Here is a 15182-nt window from a genome sequence, read left to right on the forward strand (position 1 = left end):
TGTAAAATTATCTTAAAAACTTATAAGCAAATTGAGTTACATGAGGGATAGGAATAATAAATATAACAAAACGAGCACAAGCAAATATATAATTCACATATGATAAGTTCAGTTTTCTAATAACAAGACATCTATTTTTCAAATCAGATAGACTTTTTGATAAACCATTTCTTCTTAAATAAAAATCCTTATTTACACGTACCCGTACCAACACTTCATCTATATTGGCAAACTTACATCCTGATAAAAAACCATTTAGCCAAAATATTGTATCTTCATCTTTATCCGTATCAACGGGATATAAACCTGCTTTATGAAAATAAGATTTTCTAAAAATAACACTCACATGTGCCAATGGGTTTCTTTTCCCAAAGAAACATTTCATTTCATCATGTGATAGAGGATATCTTATAACCCCTATAGATTTTTTGTTTTCATCCATTTCTTCAATATGTCCTCCACATATATCTATATTTTTATGATTGTTCATATAGATTATTTGTTTTTCAAATCTATTTGAAAGACAAATATCATCAGCATCCATACGGAGAACGTAATCATACCCTTTAGATAGTACAATAGTTAACAACTCATTCAATGAATATGCCAACCCATAATTTTCATCTCTACCATAAACATGAAACCGACTATCATTTAACTCCATGAAGAAGTGTTCTATACCACTTTCAACAACTCCATCATATTGAACATAAACATGAAAATCCTTAAATGTTTGTTTTAGCAAACTGTCAACACATTGTGCTACATATATCAATTTATCATTTTTATAAATCGACATTATTACTGCTACCATTATTTATAATATAACGAGTTAATACCTTACATGAATTTTGCATCGGAATATCTCCCCAAAATATTTTTTTTATTCTGTTTTGTTCAGTAGTCAAACTATTACCATAATTCCAATCAGATAATATTTCCATTAATGAATCAAAACTATAGGCTCGAACACCTGGAGTATAATCATCAAAATCAAAAGCCAAATCCCTACATTGACAAATATATTTTTCATAATCAAAAGGGAATAAAACAATACCTTTATCCAATAACAAATAATCGTAAAAAATAGAAGAATAGTCTGTTATTAGTAAATCCGTAAATGGTAATATTGGATAAACATCTACATCCTTATCTAAGAAACGAATGTTAGAAAATATACTTGAAACATTAGATACTACAGTGGCAGGATGTAACTTAAATAAAAAAAGTTCATCACGTTTCTCCAAAAATCATTCAATAAATCCAAATTAATACCTGAGGCTAACATAAAATCAGATTGGTCATCTCTGAAAGTTGGCATATAAATAATAGTATGGGAAAATTCTTGTATATCCTTTATCAGCCTATTAACTCCTTGCGGTTCATATTCTTCTACATATTTCTTTATTAAATTTGCATTTAAAAAGAATAACTCACATCTAGGATATCCCAAATTAAGACATTTACGTATATCTATTTGAAAGCATTTAGAAAAATGCATTGACATAAACACTGAAGTAGAAAGGAATAAATCAGGCTTACGAAATAAATAAGGAAATAAAATACGATTAAATATATTTTTTACATATATCTTAGAATCAATGCCAACAGTTGTTGCAAACTCAATTTTTTTATTCCAACACCGTGCCATAGATTTACAGCAAAGCATCCTCCCGAAGTCCAATAATTAATATCTGATAAATGAGAAGAAAAAATATAATAGTAGGATGTCAAACAATGATATAGCCCATATAAACTCCATCTATAATATGCATTAATACCTTTTTCTCTTAATAACAATATTTCCGATTTATTAGAAGATATCCAAATAGGAATTACTGTTTTCTCATATTTATATAAATATCTATATAAATATTTCACATTGTCCGTAAAACCCACTTTATATCCCAAAACCCATTTTCTCTTACTTCTTGGAATTAAGTATGAAAGTAACAATAATGGATATCCTAGAAATAAGGAAATTAAACGATATATTATATCAGTATAATTTCTATTACTAAATACCCATTTTATAAAATGAAGATTATTCATAGTCAGTCTGTTTTACGTCTGACATCTATAACTTGTCCCGTCAATCCAGAAAGTAATGTCATTATTGAAGTTTCTGCAACAAATTGGGGACTTAATAAACTATTTTCCGGTTCTATACCAAAGTTTTGGATACGCATAGGTGTTTTAGTTCTTTCCGGATTAATACAATTAATCTTTATATTATAACTTTTCCATTCTTCAGATAAAGCCTGAACTAAATTCACAATTGCAGCTTTTGAAGATGAATATAGGCTATACATCGCTCTGCCTCGTGTATATGAACTGGAAGTAAATAGTAATAAACCTCCATGAGACTTCGCTAAATATGAGAATGATTCCTTCGCTACATTTATCGCTCCCAAATAATTTACACGTATTAAATTTAAAATATCATCATATTTCATTGTCATCAAAGGAATTTTCAATAATATACCTGCTGTATTTATAACGAAATCAATCTTTTTCTCAATCAGATATACTTTTTCCAAAGCTTCTTTTACTAATGATGCATCAGCAACATCTGTTCCAGTCTCACTTCGACTAAACGAATAAACCTTAGCTTTCAATCCGGTACACAGTTCTGCAATACTATGTCCTATACCATAACTTCCCCCAAAAATGACTATAACTTTATGCTCTAATGCGGTTTCTTGTCCATATAAAGAAACATCACTTACAGATTTTAATTGAAAAAGCTTATCCAACAAAAACAAATCTTCTTTATGCGTTAACTTCATATTAAATTTCTCTCCCGGTACAACTCCTATTGGTATATCAGGCATATATTTTAAAACAACCCCACAATCATCGGTTGTTTTAAAATTAGGATCTACCAATGCACGTTTATATGCTTCCCTAATAACGGATAATTTAAATGCTTGTGGGGTCTGTCCATTGTATAAAAATTGTCGGTTAGGAATATCCTCTATTTCATGCGTATTCAGATTCATTTTGATAATGGTATCTGTTGCAGGAATTGCAACATCAACAGCTCCATACTTACCCAACATAGTAATACAATCTGATATTATTCTTTTAGTAACTAAGGGACGTACACTATCATGAAATATTAAATTAATATCATTCTCTGTAGAAGCATAGGCATTTATAGCTGACAAACTTGAATAATAACGTTCACTTCCTCCTTGTAGAATTCGTCCTACTTTCTTAAAATTATTAATGCAACACAATTCCTCCACTTTTTCAAGATAATTAGGGTGTACCACAATTGCAATTTCATCAATAAGCGGATGGTTATCAAATACAGAAATGGTATGTTCTAAAACTGTTTTTCCCGAAACTTTAAAAAATTGTTTAGGCATTGTCCCTCCCATACGAGTTCCGACACCACCTGCTAAAATTACAGCAACATTTCTCATGCTAATTTCTTTATTCTAACTAATAATCCAATTAAAAAATAGTAAACATAAAACATTCTTACCTGTAACCAAGACAAAATCCTCCTCTTAAACCCTATTACATGGCAAGTACTACAATATAATAAAACTGATTTGTACCTGGAGTCTTGAGTTATAATTCGAGTTATTGAAATAGCTTTCTTATTGAATATGGCTATTCGAGGATATTTATAACTCACTGCATTAGAAACCCAATCATAAATAATCCAATAAAAAACATCTTTAATAACTGGATATTTATATTTTTCATATATCACAAATAATTCATTAACAGTAAACAAAATATCCAAATCCTTTTCTTTTATAGTATTAATAATACTATCGTTACGTCCTATATAATAATTATATAACAATTCATTTAACACATAAACTCGTGCCCCTTGTATCATACATTGGAAATTGAACAACAAATCTTCATAAACAATTCCCGATTTAAAGTTCAACCCTCTTTGTCGTAAAAATGATAATTTATATAATCTGTTACAGGCTGATGCGCTAAAGCGATTATTCAGCTTAGCCTGGACCAAATATTCCTTACCATCTAACAGATTATTTCCCCAATACGCAGGATCTCTAACTTTTTCTATGCAATCCTTTATCAAATATCGACCAAAAACCACTATATCAACCTCAAATCTCTCTATTACTTGCGATAACTCATAACATGTATTAGGCTCTATAGAATCATCACTATCTAAAAATAAAACATATTCTCCTGATGCTATATTTAATCCTGTATTACGAGCTTCACTTAAACCTTTATTTTTCTGATATATATATTTAATTCTTTCATCAAATAAATAACTTTTTATGATATTATCACTATTATCCGTCGAACCATCGTTTACCAATATAATTTCAATGTCCTGAAAAGACTGTTTCATGACACTATCTAAACATCTGTTCAAATATTTTTCAACATTATATATAGGAATGATAATTGAAATAAGCATAAAACTAAATGAATTTTATTTTAAGTTTCGGAACATATAGAATTAAACTATAAAAAAATAAGAATATCAAAATATTTATCAATGAAGGGAAAAATGAAGCACGAGGCATATACACTATATTAGGAACTAATATAAAAGCCAAAAACATGATAACACGAGTATTACGAACACTTTTCTCAAAATAACGAATAATATATCCAGCTAAAAAACTCATTAGTAGAAATCCGATTAATCCCAAATCCCAAAACTCTCCGAGAAAACTAGAACCAACTCCCTCTCCCCCCAAGTATGCATCCGGTGCTAAAAAATAAGTCAATCGATGTCCTAAACTATTAGTTTGCTCCACAAATTCCATAGATTGACCTTCAAAAGTTGATGTTAAGGATAAAGGATACAAAATATATGGTAATCCAGTATTTACAAATGTTGATTTATAAAATATCATATATGCAAATACTAATAACGAAACCCCTTGTTGAGAAAAAAACATCATAAATAAATCAGAATCATAACCAGTATCAACGTCCCCCCTCCGGAACTCCAATAATACTTGTGACAGAATAATACACACGATTGAAATCAATAATAATTTGCCTATTTTTTGTTTTTGTTGTTCAGAATAAAATGAATAATAATACCATAATAAAAATATAATAGGTAAAAATAGTTTAGAACGTCCACCCTTTAAAACATCTGCAATTCTTAAAGCAAAGAAAATTGACGATATGATAAAGAACTTCTTTTTAGAAGGTTTCGATGCTAAAAATAAGCAATATGAAAATTCAAAAATAGATATTGCTCCCGTCGTCCATATTGGATATTTCAAATTTGCAATAGTTCCATCATATACAGCTAAATATCCATGCTCCAACACAGCTTTAAACTGAATCAAATATTTAATAAAAGTACCTGGAACGGAGAATAGAAATAAGAAAGTAGATATTTTATCTAGATACCTCGAATATTCAAAATTTATCTTTCTATAAGACAAATATTTTCTACCCATCAAGCATCCAAGATGCATAAATAGCAATGAAAATGTTAACAATATTAATATTTGAAACTGTACGTTTATAGGGAAAATGAAATCATTATATTTATCTGCCCATGTCCAATTAAACAAACCATAAATATCCAAGAATATACGCGAATAAATAAACACACATAGCATATATAGAAAAAGAACATACAAATTGAATGTTCCACTTTCATGTATCGCAGAAAAAAGTGACCACAAAAAAATGAGTAACAATTCATATTGTAGTATATTAATTGTTACATCATTATATCCAAATCCAATACAAAATAAAAATTGGAGAAAATAGCAAATAATAATAAAAATCTGTATTACTTGAAAAATGGAATATTTCCACGTAAAACTTATCATCTAAATAAAGTATTAACTTTACATATTTGCTGATTCAAATCAAAATCAGATAATCTATGCCTTAATTTAGTGGATATCAACAAAGAATGTTCTGACGCTTTACAAATTGCTTCCGAAAAAGAATTTATATCCAATGAAGCCACATATCCAAACTCTCCATTACACAATACTTCTTCAGCACCTACACAAGGAGAGGAAACAATATTTCTTTCTAAAATTAAAGCTTCTATTATTACAGTCGGTAATCCTTCATATAGGGAAGATAAAACAAATACGTCACAGGATTTTATTAAAGGATATGGATTTTCTTTAAACCCTAAAAAATGTACATAATCTTGCAATCCCATATCATCTCTCAGTTTTTCCAACTCAACTTGTAAAGGCCCCACCCCTAAAATCCATAATGTAAAATTTCCCTTGTTCAACAATAAAGGCATACACTCAATCAAAAATCGATGATTTTTACCTTTGTCAATCCTACCTACAGCCAATAAATTTATTCTATCCCGACTAAATGGTACATTAATATGTACATTTGATTTTTGTATAATATCAGAAATATCAATAGGATTATATAAAACAATCGATTTATTTTTGACAGCAGGGCATAAATTTATCAATGTCTTTTGACAAGCTTTAGAAACACATACTATTTGATTTAAAGAAGGAAGGTCACGAAAATATCTCCGCTTATTAGTTGTTTTACAGTAGGTATGCTTTATTAAATCTGTATGTAGCCAAGCCACTCTTTGCGCAGTAGCAGGAGCTTTAAATAAAATTCTGGTAGCAGTATCCTCTCTAAAAGCAATATAACAATCGTATAGTTTCCTTATATGAAAGATATAGAACAAGCTAGGAAACGTTAGTAAAATACGTCTCTTAATTTTATTTATTAGCAGATTTGAATCCCCCAAAGCAGAATATAAACATATATTCCGAGGAACACTATCAAGATAAACACCCTCTCTATTTATTAAAAGATCTACATTATATTTTTTTGCATCAAGATGTTGAAGTATTGTTATCAATATCCTTTCTGCTCCACCACCTTTCAAATTATCTATAATGAATAAAAGATTTTTTCATGACCTACTTTTATCTTTAATATATAATAAAATTCCTAAGAAACAGGCTATTATAAAAGTCCATCTTCTATTTATAGCTTCTTTATATATATTCCTAAAACTTTTTCCTGCAAATAGACTATAACGCACATAACTTGCAGCATTAATAACATAGTTAGTAAATGATAAATTAAAATAATTCCTCTCATTTATATACAGAGCATAACCATTAGATTTCTTAAACACAGATGTCTGTATTTGCTAGACAGACCATCTCTTTGATAATCTTTTATTTCTAAACTTCGCTTAATACAACATATTTTATATCGCAAAAGAAATTCTATTTAAAACCAATGCTTCTGTTACAAAGAATTCATTCTCAAATTCAGGAATGGATATTCTTTCAAAATACGAGTATAATAAATTAACCCTTTATCTCCTTTTACTGACAATGAATTGTAAAGGTTATAATGTGAAACAACCAACTCGTCTACAGGTAGCGAAGTTCCTATTAGATTTCCATGTAAATCTAAAGAATTACATGAAAATCCTGCTATCCAAGGATTATCCTTATGTATCAAATGATATGAATAAATTATTTCTAGTGCAGTTTCAATATAATAATCGTCAGAATCTAAACAAATAAAGATTTCCCCTTTAGCTATCTGCACTGCTCTATTAAATGCACGATGCTTTCCCCCATTCTCCTGCTTCAAATATACAATGGAAATTTTATTTGTATTTATCCATTTCTGAACTATTTCTTCTGTATTATCTGTGGAACCATCATCCACAATAATCCATTCAAAACTACGTAATGTTTGTTTACACAAATATTCATAGGTACGTCCTATAGTATTCGCTCTATTGTAAGTCGGAGTAAATACACTAAAGAGAAATTCCATATTTTTCCATTAAACAATTAACATCTGAAAAAAGTAAACTATTACTTCTTATCCATTCCTCATCCATATTCCACCACTTTAATTTTAACAAAAAATCTATTTGATTCTGCTCAAAGCGCATTCTAATACATTTAGCCGGTACTCCACCATAAATTGAATAAGGCGGTATATCTTTAGTTACAATAGAATTTGCTCCTATTACTGCACCATCACCAATTGTAACTCCATTTACAATAGTCACATTAGCACCAATCCATACATCATTTCCAATAGTAACTATAGCAAACTGGTCATACCTATCTTCTAAAAGGAACTTTCCTTTTAAAAATAACCTCGGAGAAGTCGTAACGTTCTTTTCTACTGGATGATTACCCAAGCCAGCTACGACATTAGGACCTATTGAACAAAACTTTCCTATATGGCAACAATGTATAATAGAGTTATAATTTACATATGAATAATCTCCAATAATAGAATTACTGAAAATAACGCGAGCTGAAAAAGAACAATCACAGCCTATAATAGTATTTCCTAATAATTGTACATCTCGTCCTATATTGACAGTCCTTCTCCTAAAGAGTCTCATAAACCGATTTATGAAATTCATCATATTATACCATATTTTTTACAATAATACCATCTCTGTAAAGTTTCAAAGAAAACAGATATTACCAATGATATAGATAAAGTATATATATTTAAACAATCAATAATTCCCAAAAACATTATTACGAACAAATACACGAACATACTATAAAACATATTGACAATAACATCTTTTACATGATTGTGACTTATTAATATAACAGTTCCAAGAAAATAACTTAAATGGCGATATATAAACAGAGTTCCCAACATCCAATACGCAGGAATTGCCATTAGCATATCATTATTAAAAAATAAAAGAATAAATGATTTCAAAGAACATCCAACAATAAAATATAATAAAACTCCTATTACAGTAGTATATATTAAAAGTTTACGGGCAAATATTTTATTAGCATTTTTATTATAATATGGAAATACAACATTACTTATTGTATAAAATATAGTAGATAATACATTTACTATTTTTTCTACAAAATCATAATAAGCAACTTCTCCCATTCCCAAAACGCTACCAATAACTATAGTATTAGTCCTATCTTTCACTATACCTGTTATTGACGTTAAGAGAAGTTTGGTTGAATCTTTTGTATGATAAAATATAGTCGCTAAAGACTGCCATCTAAACTTAATTTTAAATTTATATATTAGTATATATATGGCTATAAGAGATGTAATAATAGCTCCAATGCCATTTATAAGTGGAACCAATAAATAATCTTGCGGTGTAGTGACCCATATAAATATCAATAGAATAAACACTACACGTCCTATGAAAGAAAAAATTGCAATATATTTCATTTTTTCTATACCTTGAAAAAAACCATATAGGAAATAAACATTCATAAATACATTGCCACATTGAAAAATATATAATAATTTATATTCTCGAATTTCAGGAAAAAGAAATATTAAAAATAAGAATCCAAATACTATAATTAAAAGCAAGGTTTTTACAATATATACCACACTAACTATTTCGTTTATCTTCTTTGAATCTTCTCTATTAATGCTAATATATTTCGTAGCTGAGATATTAAATCCCCAGTTTACAAATATTGCTAAATAACTAACTATTGCCTGAGAATATATGATTACACCATATAAATTTTTTCCTAAAGTATTAATTAAATAAGGATATGTAACAAGTGGTATCAATAAATTACATATCTGTAATAAAGTTAGATAGCCAAAATTTTCAATTAAGGTTTTATACCTATATATATAGTCAGATATATTTTTCACTTTGCAAATTAACATCATCGTAAGCACTCAATCACTTTGGACTCTTCTGAAAATAAGTAAGCAGTCATTTTAGACCTGAAAAGGTTTAAAAGTAAGCACTCAATACCTTTTTCCCTACTGAAAATCAGCGAGAAAGGGAATTGGTCTTATTATATTTGACTTCGATTTAACTTAATTCAAACCGAAATGCCTGATGGAATCAGCATTTCGTAGTTCTTGTTTCCTGACAATAGTTCACGGAATACATGTATAAGATATCCCTTGATATCCGAGAGGTACATCTTGGCCGTTTCGATAATGGTATAGAAAGTCATTGCCACATTGACACCCTCCTCACTGCTGAAGTGAAGAGAATTATTTCGCGATACGGCAAAGGGACGTATCGCACGTTCCGCCACCATGTTGTCTATCGTGTAGTCGCCCCAGTGGTGATATTTAAGCAGGTCATCCCAGCCGTTCAACATATAAGCCAAAGCTGTCTCCATCATTTTACCGTAGTGACAGCGTTTATCCTGCTGAAGTTCCAATACCTGTTTCCTCAAGCCTTTCAATATCTCACTGACATCGGATTTATTTCTTCTTTTCCTTATCTCCCCGAGAGTGAGCCGACGCATCAAACATTCAGCCTCTATCAGATACAACCGCCCAATTTGTTCCACAAACCATGCCGCCTCTTCGTCTTTGGCGATGTCTGCAGCAAGTTTGAACTTTGCCCGGACATGAGAGATGAACTTGGAAACTCCCTCCTTTTGATAGCGTTTCCATAAATTCTTGAAATCCGTGCTGCTTGCCATAAGCATTCGTTTTATCTTTATGGCACAAAAATCTAGCATACGGGGCGGTAAAGCAAATAAACAATTGAGTGCTTACCGTCCATATGGGTAAGCAATAATACGTTATTTTTTGAATCCGGCACCAACTCTCCCTATCCAAAAAGCGATGCAACGCCATCCGCATCCGGATTTCCTTTACCGAAGGTATCAGCTGGCCGGCATTTATATAATTCATAAACTGAGGGACGAGGTCCGAAAGGGAATCTCGTACAGAGTCAGGCATCAGCATGTGCCATTCACCTTTAACATCATCCTCATATGTCAGCACAAGACCGAACTTCTAGAGTTTATAGGGAGTTTTGCGTATTGCGTACCACGTATGCATTGGCACCGACCGTGACAAACTCCTCAAGCAACTGATGTTCCGCCTTGCAAAGAGAATTGCAGATGGCAGCAAGGCTGATATTAGAACCGTATTCCTTATTTTTGATGGTAACCATATTTCCAATTTTAGAAAACAAAATCTTCCACAATATACCTGTCTACATTACGCCTTTCCTTGCTGAAATTCACCCCCACTTTGACAAGACGCCTCCCGTCCAACCTATAAGGAATCAGATACCCTTTTTCGTCAATCTGCCGTAAAGCCTCCTCAGCACTGCCGTTCAGTTTAAACTCAAAAACATAAATGGTATCTTTCGTCTTCACCACGGCATCGGCACGACCGCGGGCACTACGGATTTCCGTTTCAACAAATTGTCCCATCAAAGTGAAAACCACATAAAAGATAGCCTGATAGTGACGCTCCGTATTATCGCTCAAATCGTATGGCATACCGGCAAAGAATACTTTCAAGCGTTCCATGAATGCATCCACATCACCGGAACGGAGTTCACGCATAAACTTGGCTATGTGGAAACCGGTTTCATCATCAGTCACTCCTGTATAATAAGGAACCAAGAAATTCAAGAAACCATAGCGTACCTCATCATTGGGAAAACCCAAAGTGTACAATAAAACATCCCTATCGTAGTCTTTGATGGTCAGATAACCACTCTGATAAATCATGGGAAGCGGATTCTTTACTTCCGCACGATACTCAAAAAAGGCGGAAGCCGTCACTTCAACTCCCTCAATCAGAAGGCGCAAATCATAATCACTCTCTTTCAATAAATTTACCAAATAGGTAGGAGTACCGGTCTGAAACCAGAAATTATCCAAAATCTTCGACTTGCATGCATTCAACACACTGAAAGGATTAAAAACCCCTTCACAATGGGGGTAAAAATGATAACCGTCATACAGCTTGGTCATCTGCTCCAAAGTTGTATCAAAGTCCATTCCATTGGAAACACCCAAACGTTCTATCTCCGGAGTAAACGTTGTGAGCAGTTCTTCCTTAGTAATACCACATAAAGAAGAATAGTCGGGCCATGTACTGATGTCCTGCAACTGATTTAAATCACTGAACACGCTAATCTGCGCAAACTTCGTCACACCCGTCAAAAAAACAAAGCGGAGATAACGGTCGGCACTTTTCAGTACCCCATAAAAGGCTTTCAATATCCGACGATATTCTTCCGTTAGCTTTTCATCCGAAAGAGCTTGAAGCAAAGGCTTATCGTATTCATCAATCAACACTACCACTTGCTTACCCGTCTGGGCATACGCCTGCTCTATCACATAGGCAAAGCGCTCTTCGGGACTACGCTCCTGCTTTTCCGCACCATATTTCAATTCCCACTTTTCCAGATATTGATTAAGCATGGCTATCAAATCTCCGGCTATTTCATATTTACGGGCATTTAAGTCCATATGTAATACTGGATATTCCTCCCATTGGGTTTCCAGTTTTTCGATGGCAAGTCCGTGAAACAAATCTTTATGTCCTTGAAAGTAAGCTTCGAAGGTAGATATAAGCAAACTCTTACCGAAACGGCGAGGACGGCTCAAAAAATAGGGAGTGGAATTGGATGCTATCTTATAGACCATTGCTGTTTTGTCTACATAAAGATAATTTTCTTCACGCAGCTTTTCAAAAGTCTGTATACCAATCGGCAGTTTACGCATCTGTTCCATCTCATTTCTCTTTTTTAGAAGCTATATGCAAATATACGTTTTTTCTTCAAAGAGAAATTCTATTTATACATTTTTATTCCATTTCCTCCCATGGATAAGGATTATCCACCACATTCTGAAACTCATCAACTGCTTCCTGCTGCTCGGCAGTCAGTGATGCAACACTCCAAGAAGCAATGATAGAACGGCCCTCGTCGGCCAAAGGCTCATCGAAAACCTCTCCATAACAAGCCGTAAGCAAACGGAGTTTCAACAAAGAGGAAGGAAGGGAATCAAGGGTATCCCAGCAACGCCTCAATACCTCCTGCACATGCTGCTGTTTCTCACCATGGTCAATGAACGAGGCACTATACCCCTTCAAGAGCGCAAGACATACATTTGCCTGCTCCTCCACCGTGGTGCCCCAAGTGCCAGAATTATACAAAGTTGTGGTCAAGCGATAGACTTCGCTGTTACGACGAGACAAGTCATCGCTATAGATAGGACTGCCGTCCATACCCAAATACATCAGATCGTGCGCGGCACGCTGAAGGAGGAGTGCTTCTTCTAAAAGAGACATGCTATTTTGATTTATGATTTCAGAGTTATGATTTATCTATCACCAATGACTAATCATTGATTATCGACGATTATTTGATTACTTCGATGAGGTCTGGATGGATGGTCGCCATGGCAACGGCGATGATACCTTGTATAGCAATCACTACACGACGATCACGGGCACCTTTTACCTTTAGAAAAACACCTTCTTGACCCTCGAAGTCGCCACCGGTGATACGGACTTTCGTACCTTTGGAGAGATTCAGTTCTTCGGGCTGGAAATAGAGAAGATGGTCATTGTAGGTACCAGCAACGGCTATGAAACGCTGCATATCATGGTCAGGAATGACTATTTTCTGACCGCTACGGGTATCAGTAATATATTGCAAATAAGTAATTTGAGACTTAAATCGCTGCACTTCGGAAGGACGTGCGTGGACAAAAACCAGGTTACGGATGACGGGAACCAAAGCACGGACTTTCCTGCCCCTACGGATACTTATCTTATATTGCATGGGAATGAAACAGCCAAGATTTGCCTTTTCGAGAAGATGCATAGCTTCAAGCTCCCTGCGGTATGTAGCACGCATGGCAAACCAAACTTCGGTCTCTTTATCCATTTCTATTCTTGTTAATTTTACTTAGAAAAAGGTATTCCTTGGGGGCTTTGAACTACTATTACAGAACTGTAGTTCAATCACTTGCGAGCATTTTATGGGAAGTTTGACAAGCACTATGCCCTTCTTGTCAACAGATTCTCTGCGGTTGTTCATTACCTTTTGGTAAGAGACTATAAACGAACGTATTAGAAACAAAAAAGCGTTTTTTAATCGTACGTTTAAAAAACACCTATTTCGAACTTATACAAGACATACTCAAAGAGCTAAAAATAAGAAGATTTTAACTGATTACACATATTGCATATACTGCTGAAATTCAATGTAATATACTTATCATTATTTATTATTAGGAACATTTTTCTATCAAACATTTTGCCATTACAAAAAACGTCTCTATCTTTGCGTTCATTAAACGTACGTTTTTTAAACAGCATATCATCTTATATATCAACCATTTACAACTCACCCTTCACATTTCCCTCCAAAATTCCCTTATTTCTCCCTCACTTTTTATACTTTCGCATTTTTTAACCAGAATAAAAAACAGTTAAACGAACAAAGAATTACACAAATGAAAGAACTCAAAAAAGAAGCATCTCAACAGTAACGAACAGAGAAGCATGTCGTATCAATCTGATACACAGAAACTAAGAGCAACAAAAGTAAAAGAACACAGCTCCATAGTGGATGAAAAGCTATTGGCAGAACGGGTTTACTACGGAGACCAGACCCATGTTTATGTAGGTTACTTAAGAGCCTTTAAATCAGGCTATTTTGAAGGCACAAAAATTAGAAAAATAACGGATATAGCCAAACTGCTCGTAGCATCCGAAAACTTCACAAAGAAAGCCAGAGGAGAGCAAAAGCCTTTGACTTACAGTACGATAATTACCGAATTGGAGAAGGTATGGGCCATCATAAAACAGGAAGACACCACACTGATTGACCCATACGGATATGATGTAAGGATAAATCACTGATAGTTCAGTACCTGGAAAGGCAGTAATTTTGCCGCCGTCAGCAACCGGACAGAAGGGCTACACCTTTCTCGTCGGATGGTGTAGCCTCAACAAGGCAAGGGCGTAGCCATCCGTACTGAAAGGAGTAGCTCTTTTTCATTGCTGATTATCATACATTTAATAACCCTAAAAACATAAAAAATGGGAAAAGAGAAAACTGAATTTGAGGAGCAATTTGTATCCAAAACAGAAAAAACAAAAAAACTATGGGAAAAACGGATTACGGAAAACACGACATTGAGCATGGAGTCTGTACAATGGATGGCACAGCGCATAAATTCCCTACTGGAATACATGCAATACGGATATGCATTGATAGCCTACCGAAAGCAGGACGGTAGCTTCTACATGGGAAGAGGAACCCTTGTTTCCTACGAAAGCGACTTCAAAAAGAAACATGACATGACAAGCATTAAAGCTCACGTAGCCTATTGGGACGCGGAACAACAAGGCTGGCGGACTTTTCTGATTGAGAACTTTATGGAATGGAGACCGATAGTAAACTAACAAAAAAACACCAA

The 15182-nt window shown here is 33.3% G+C and carries 18 protein-coding genes; 2 read left to right on the forward strand and 16 right to left on the reverse strand.

From position 1 onward, the window contains the following. Positions 1-7: 7 nt before the first annotated feature. From NQ510_RS15440 to NQ510_RS15510, 16 genes are all read right to left on the reverse strand, one after another. Positions 8-814 (reverse strand): glycosyltransferase, encoded by an 807-nt coding sequence (locus NQ510_RS15440; RefSeq protein ID WP_080545836.1) that lies wholly within the window; start codon positions 812-814, stop codon positions 8-10. Next, complete coding sequence (locus NQ510_RS15445; RefSeq protein WP_259817145.1) at positions 786-1247, reverse strand: CDP-glycerol glycerophosphotransferase family protein; 462 nt, start codon at positions 1245-1247, stop codon at positions 786-788. Before NQ510_RS15445 ends, NQ510_RS15440 begins: the two co-directional genes overlap by 29 nt. Further along, positions 1196-1669 (reverse strand): CDP-glycerol glycerophosphotransferase family protein, encoded by a 474-nt coding sequence (locus NQ510_RS18915; RefSeq protein WP_394372835.1) that lies wholly within the window; start codon positions 1667-1669, stop codon positions 1196-1198. Before NQ510_RS18915 ends, NQ510_RS15445 begins: the two co-directional genes overlap by 52 nt. Then, positions 1582-2052, reverse strand: a complete 471-nt coding sequence (locus NQ510_RS15450) for a CDP-glycerol glycerophosphotransferase family protein (RefSeq protein ID WP_259817146.1) — start codon at positions 2050-2052, stop codon at positions 1582-1584. The genes NQ510_RS18915 and NQ510_RS15450 overlap by 88 nt, the downstream gene beginning before the upstream one ends. Positions 2053-2054: 2 nt before the next feature. Next, positions 2055-3431, reverse strand: coding sequence for a bifunctional cytidylyltransferase/SDR family oxidoreductase (locus NQ510_RS15455; protein ID WP_005827593.1), 1377 nt, complete (start codon positions 3429-3431; stop codon positions 2055-2057). Next, positions 3428-4423, reverse strand: coding sequence for a glycosyltransferase family 2 protein (locus NQ510_RS15460; protein ID WP_005827592.1), 996 nt, complete (start codon positions 4421-4423; stop codon positions 3428-3430). Before NQ510_RS15460 ends, NQ510_RS15455 begins: the two co-directional genes overlap by 4 nt. A gap of 4 nt (positions 4424-4427) precedes the next feature. Beyond that, positions 4428-5810 (reverse strand): O-antigen polysaccharide polymerase Wzy family protein, encoded by a 1383-nt coding sequence (locus tag NQ510_RS15465; RefSeq protein ID WP_005827591.1) that lies wholly within the window; start codon positions 5808-5810, stop codon positions 4428-4430. Then, positions 5807-6865, reverse strand: a complete 1059-nt coding sequence (locus tag NQ510_RS15470) for a glycosyltransferase (protein WP_259817149.1) — start codon at positions 6863-6865, stop codon at positions 5807-5809. Before NQ510_RS15470 ends, NQ510_RS15465 begins: the two co-directional genes overlap by 4 nt. A 371-nt stretch (positions 6866-7236) precedes the next feature. Continuing rightward, positions 7237-7779 (reverse strand): glycosyltransferase family A protein, encoded by a 543-nt coding sequence (locus tag NQ510_RS15475; RefSeq protein WP_259817151.1) that lies wholly within the window; start codon positions 7777-7779, stop codon positions 7237-7239. Then, a complete protein-coding gene (locus NQ510_RS15480) occupies positions 7763-8389 on the reverse strand; it encodes a CatB-related O-acetyltransferase (RefSeq protein WP_005827585.1) in 627 nt (208 codons plus the stop codon). Before NQ510_RS15480 ends, NQ510_RS15475 begins: the two co-directional genes overlap by 17 nt. Continuing rightward, entirely contained in the window at positions 8386-9630 is a 1245-nt protein-coding gene (locus NQ510_RS15485; protein WP_259817153.1) for an oligosaccharide flippase family protein, read from the reverse strand. The genes NQ510_RS15480 and NQ510_RS15485 overlap by 4 nt, the downstream gene beginning before the upstream one ends. 176 nt (positions 9631-9806) lie before the next feature. After that, positions 9807-10424, reverse strand: a complete 618-nt coding sequence (locus NQ510_RS15490; RefSeq protein ID WP_050758071.1) for an IS66 family transposase — start codon at positions 10422-10424, stop codon at positions 9807-9809. Positions 10425-10750: 326 nt separating this feature from the next. Then, a complete protein-coding gene (locus tag NQ510_RS15495) occupies positions 10751-10903 on the reverse strand; it encodes a hypothetical protein (protein WP_005827578.1) in 153 nt (50 codons plus the stop codon). 10 nt (positions 10904-10913) lie between these two features. Beyond that, positions 10914-12482 carry an ATP-binding protein gene (locus NQ510_RS15500; protein ID WP_005827576.1) on the reverse strand — a complete coding sequence of 523 codons (1569 nt, stop codon included), beginning with the start codon at positions 12480-12482 and terminating at the stop codon, positions 10914-10916. Between the two features lie 73 nt (positions 12483-12555). Continuing rightward, a complete protein-coding gene (locus NQ510_RS15505) occupies positions 12556-13041 on the reverse strand; it encodes a UpxZ family transcription anti-terminator antagonist (RefSeq protein WP_005827574.1) in 486 nt (161 codons plus the stop codon). A 70-nt stretch (positions 13042-13111) separates the two neighbouring features. Then, positions 13112-13648, reverse strand: a complete 537-nt coding sequence (locus NQ510_RS15510; RefSeq protein ID WP_034525536.1) for a UpxY family transcription antiterminator — start codon at positions 13646-13648, stop codon at positions 13112-13114. 614 nt (positions 13649-14262) lie between these two features. Here NQ510_RS15510 and NQ510_RS15515 point away from each other — a divergent pair. Together NQ510_RS15515 and NQ510_RS15520 are read left to right on the forward strand one after the other, a co-directional pair. Further along, complete coding sequence (locus tag NQ510_RS15515) at positions 14263-14622, forward strand: hypothetical protein (RefSeq protein WP_005827569.1); 360 nt, start codon at positions 14263-14265, stop codon at positions 14620-14622. A gap of 180 nt (positions 14623-14802) precedes the next feature. After that, a complete protein-coding gene (locus tag NQ510_RS15520) occupies positions 14803-15168 on the forward strand; it encodes an SH3 beta-barrel fold-containing protein (RefSeq protein ID WP_005827567.1) in 366 nt (121 codons plus the stop codon). Positions 15169-15182: the final 14 nt, after the last annotated feature.

It is taken from the genome of Bacteroides uniformis (genome assembly GCF_025147485.1).
Lineage (GTDB): Bacteria > Bacteroidota > Bacteroidia > Bacteroidales > Bacteroidaceae > Bacteroides > Bacteroides uniformis.

What these genes read in the sequence shown, in the direction of transcription:
- NQ510_RS15440 (WP_080545836.1), bottom strand. Translation starts at nt 814, where the DNA reads ATGGTAGCAGTAATAATGTCGATTTATAAAAATGATAAATTGATATAT.
- NQ510_RS15455 (WP_005827593.1), bottom strand. Translation starts at nt 3,431, where the DNA reads ATGAGAAATGTTGCTGTAATTTTAGCAGGTGGTGTCGGAACTCGTATG.
- NQ510_RS15505 (WP_005827574.1), bottom strand. Translation starts at nt 13,041, where the DNA reads ATGTCTCTTTTAGAAGAAGCACTCCTCCTTCAGCGTGCCGCGCACGAT.
- NQ510_RS15495 (WP_005827578.1), bottom strand. Translation starts at nt 10,903, where the DNA reads ATGGTTACCATCAAAAATAAGGAATACGGTTCTAATATCAGCCTTGCT.
- NQ510_RS15450 (WP_259817146.1), bottom strand. Translation starts at nt 2,052, where the DNA reads ATGAATAATCTTCATTTTATAAAATGGGTATTTAGTAATAGAAATTAT.
- NQ510_RS15480 (WP_005827585.1), bottom strand. Translation starts at nt 8,389, where the DNA reads ATGATGAATTTCATAAATCGGTTTATGAGACTCTTTAGGAGAAGGACT.
- NQ510_RS15475 (WP_259817151.1), bottom strand. Translation starts at nt 7,779, where the DNA reads ATGGAATTTCTCTTTAGTGTATTTACTCCGACTTACAATAGAGCGAAT.
- NQ510_RS15500 (WP_005827576.1), bottom strand. Translation starts at nt 12,482, where the DNA reads ATGGAACAGATGCGTAAACTGCCGATTGGTATACAGACTTTTGAAAAG.
- NQ510_RS15460 (WP_005827592.1), bottom strand. Translation starts at nt 4,423, where the DNA reads ATGCTTATTTCAATTATCATTCCTATATATAATGTTGAAAAATATTTG.
- NQ510_RS15490 (WP_050758071.1), bottom strand. Translation starts at nt 10,424, where the DNA reads ATGGCAAGCAGCACGGATTTCAAGAATTTATGGAAACGCTATCAAAAG.
- NQ510_RS15520 (WP_005827567.1), top strand. Translation starts at nt 14,803, where the DNA reads ATGGGAAAAGAGAAAACTGAATTTGAGGAGCAATTTGTATCCAAAACA.
- NQ510_RS18915 (WP_394372835.1), bottom strand. Translation starts at nt 1,669, where the DNA reads ATGCTTTGCTGTAAATCTATGGCACGGTGTTGGAATAAAAAAATTGAG.
- NQ510_RS15515 (WP_005827569.1), top strand. Translation starts at nt 14,263, where the DNA reads ATGTCGTATCAATCTGATACACAGAAACTAAGAGCAACAAAAGTAAAA.
- NQ510_RS15465 (WP_005827591.1), bottom strand. Translation starts at nt 5,810, where the DNA reads ATGATAAGTTTTACGTGGAAATATTCCATTTTTCAAGTAATACAGATT.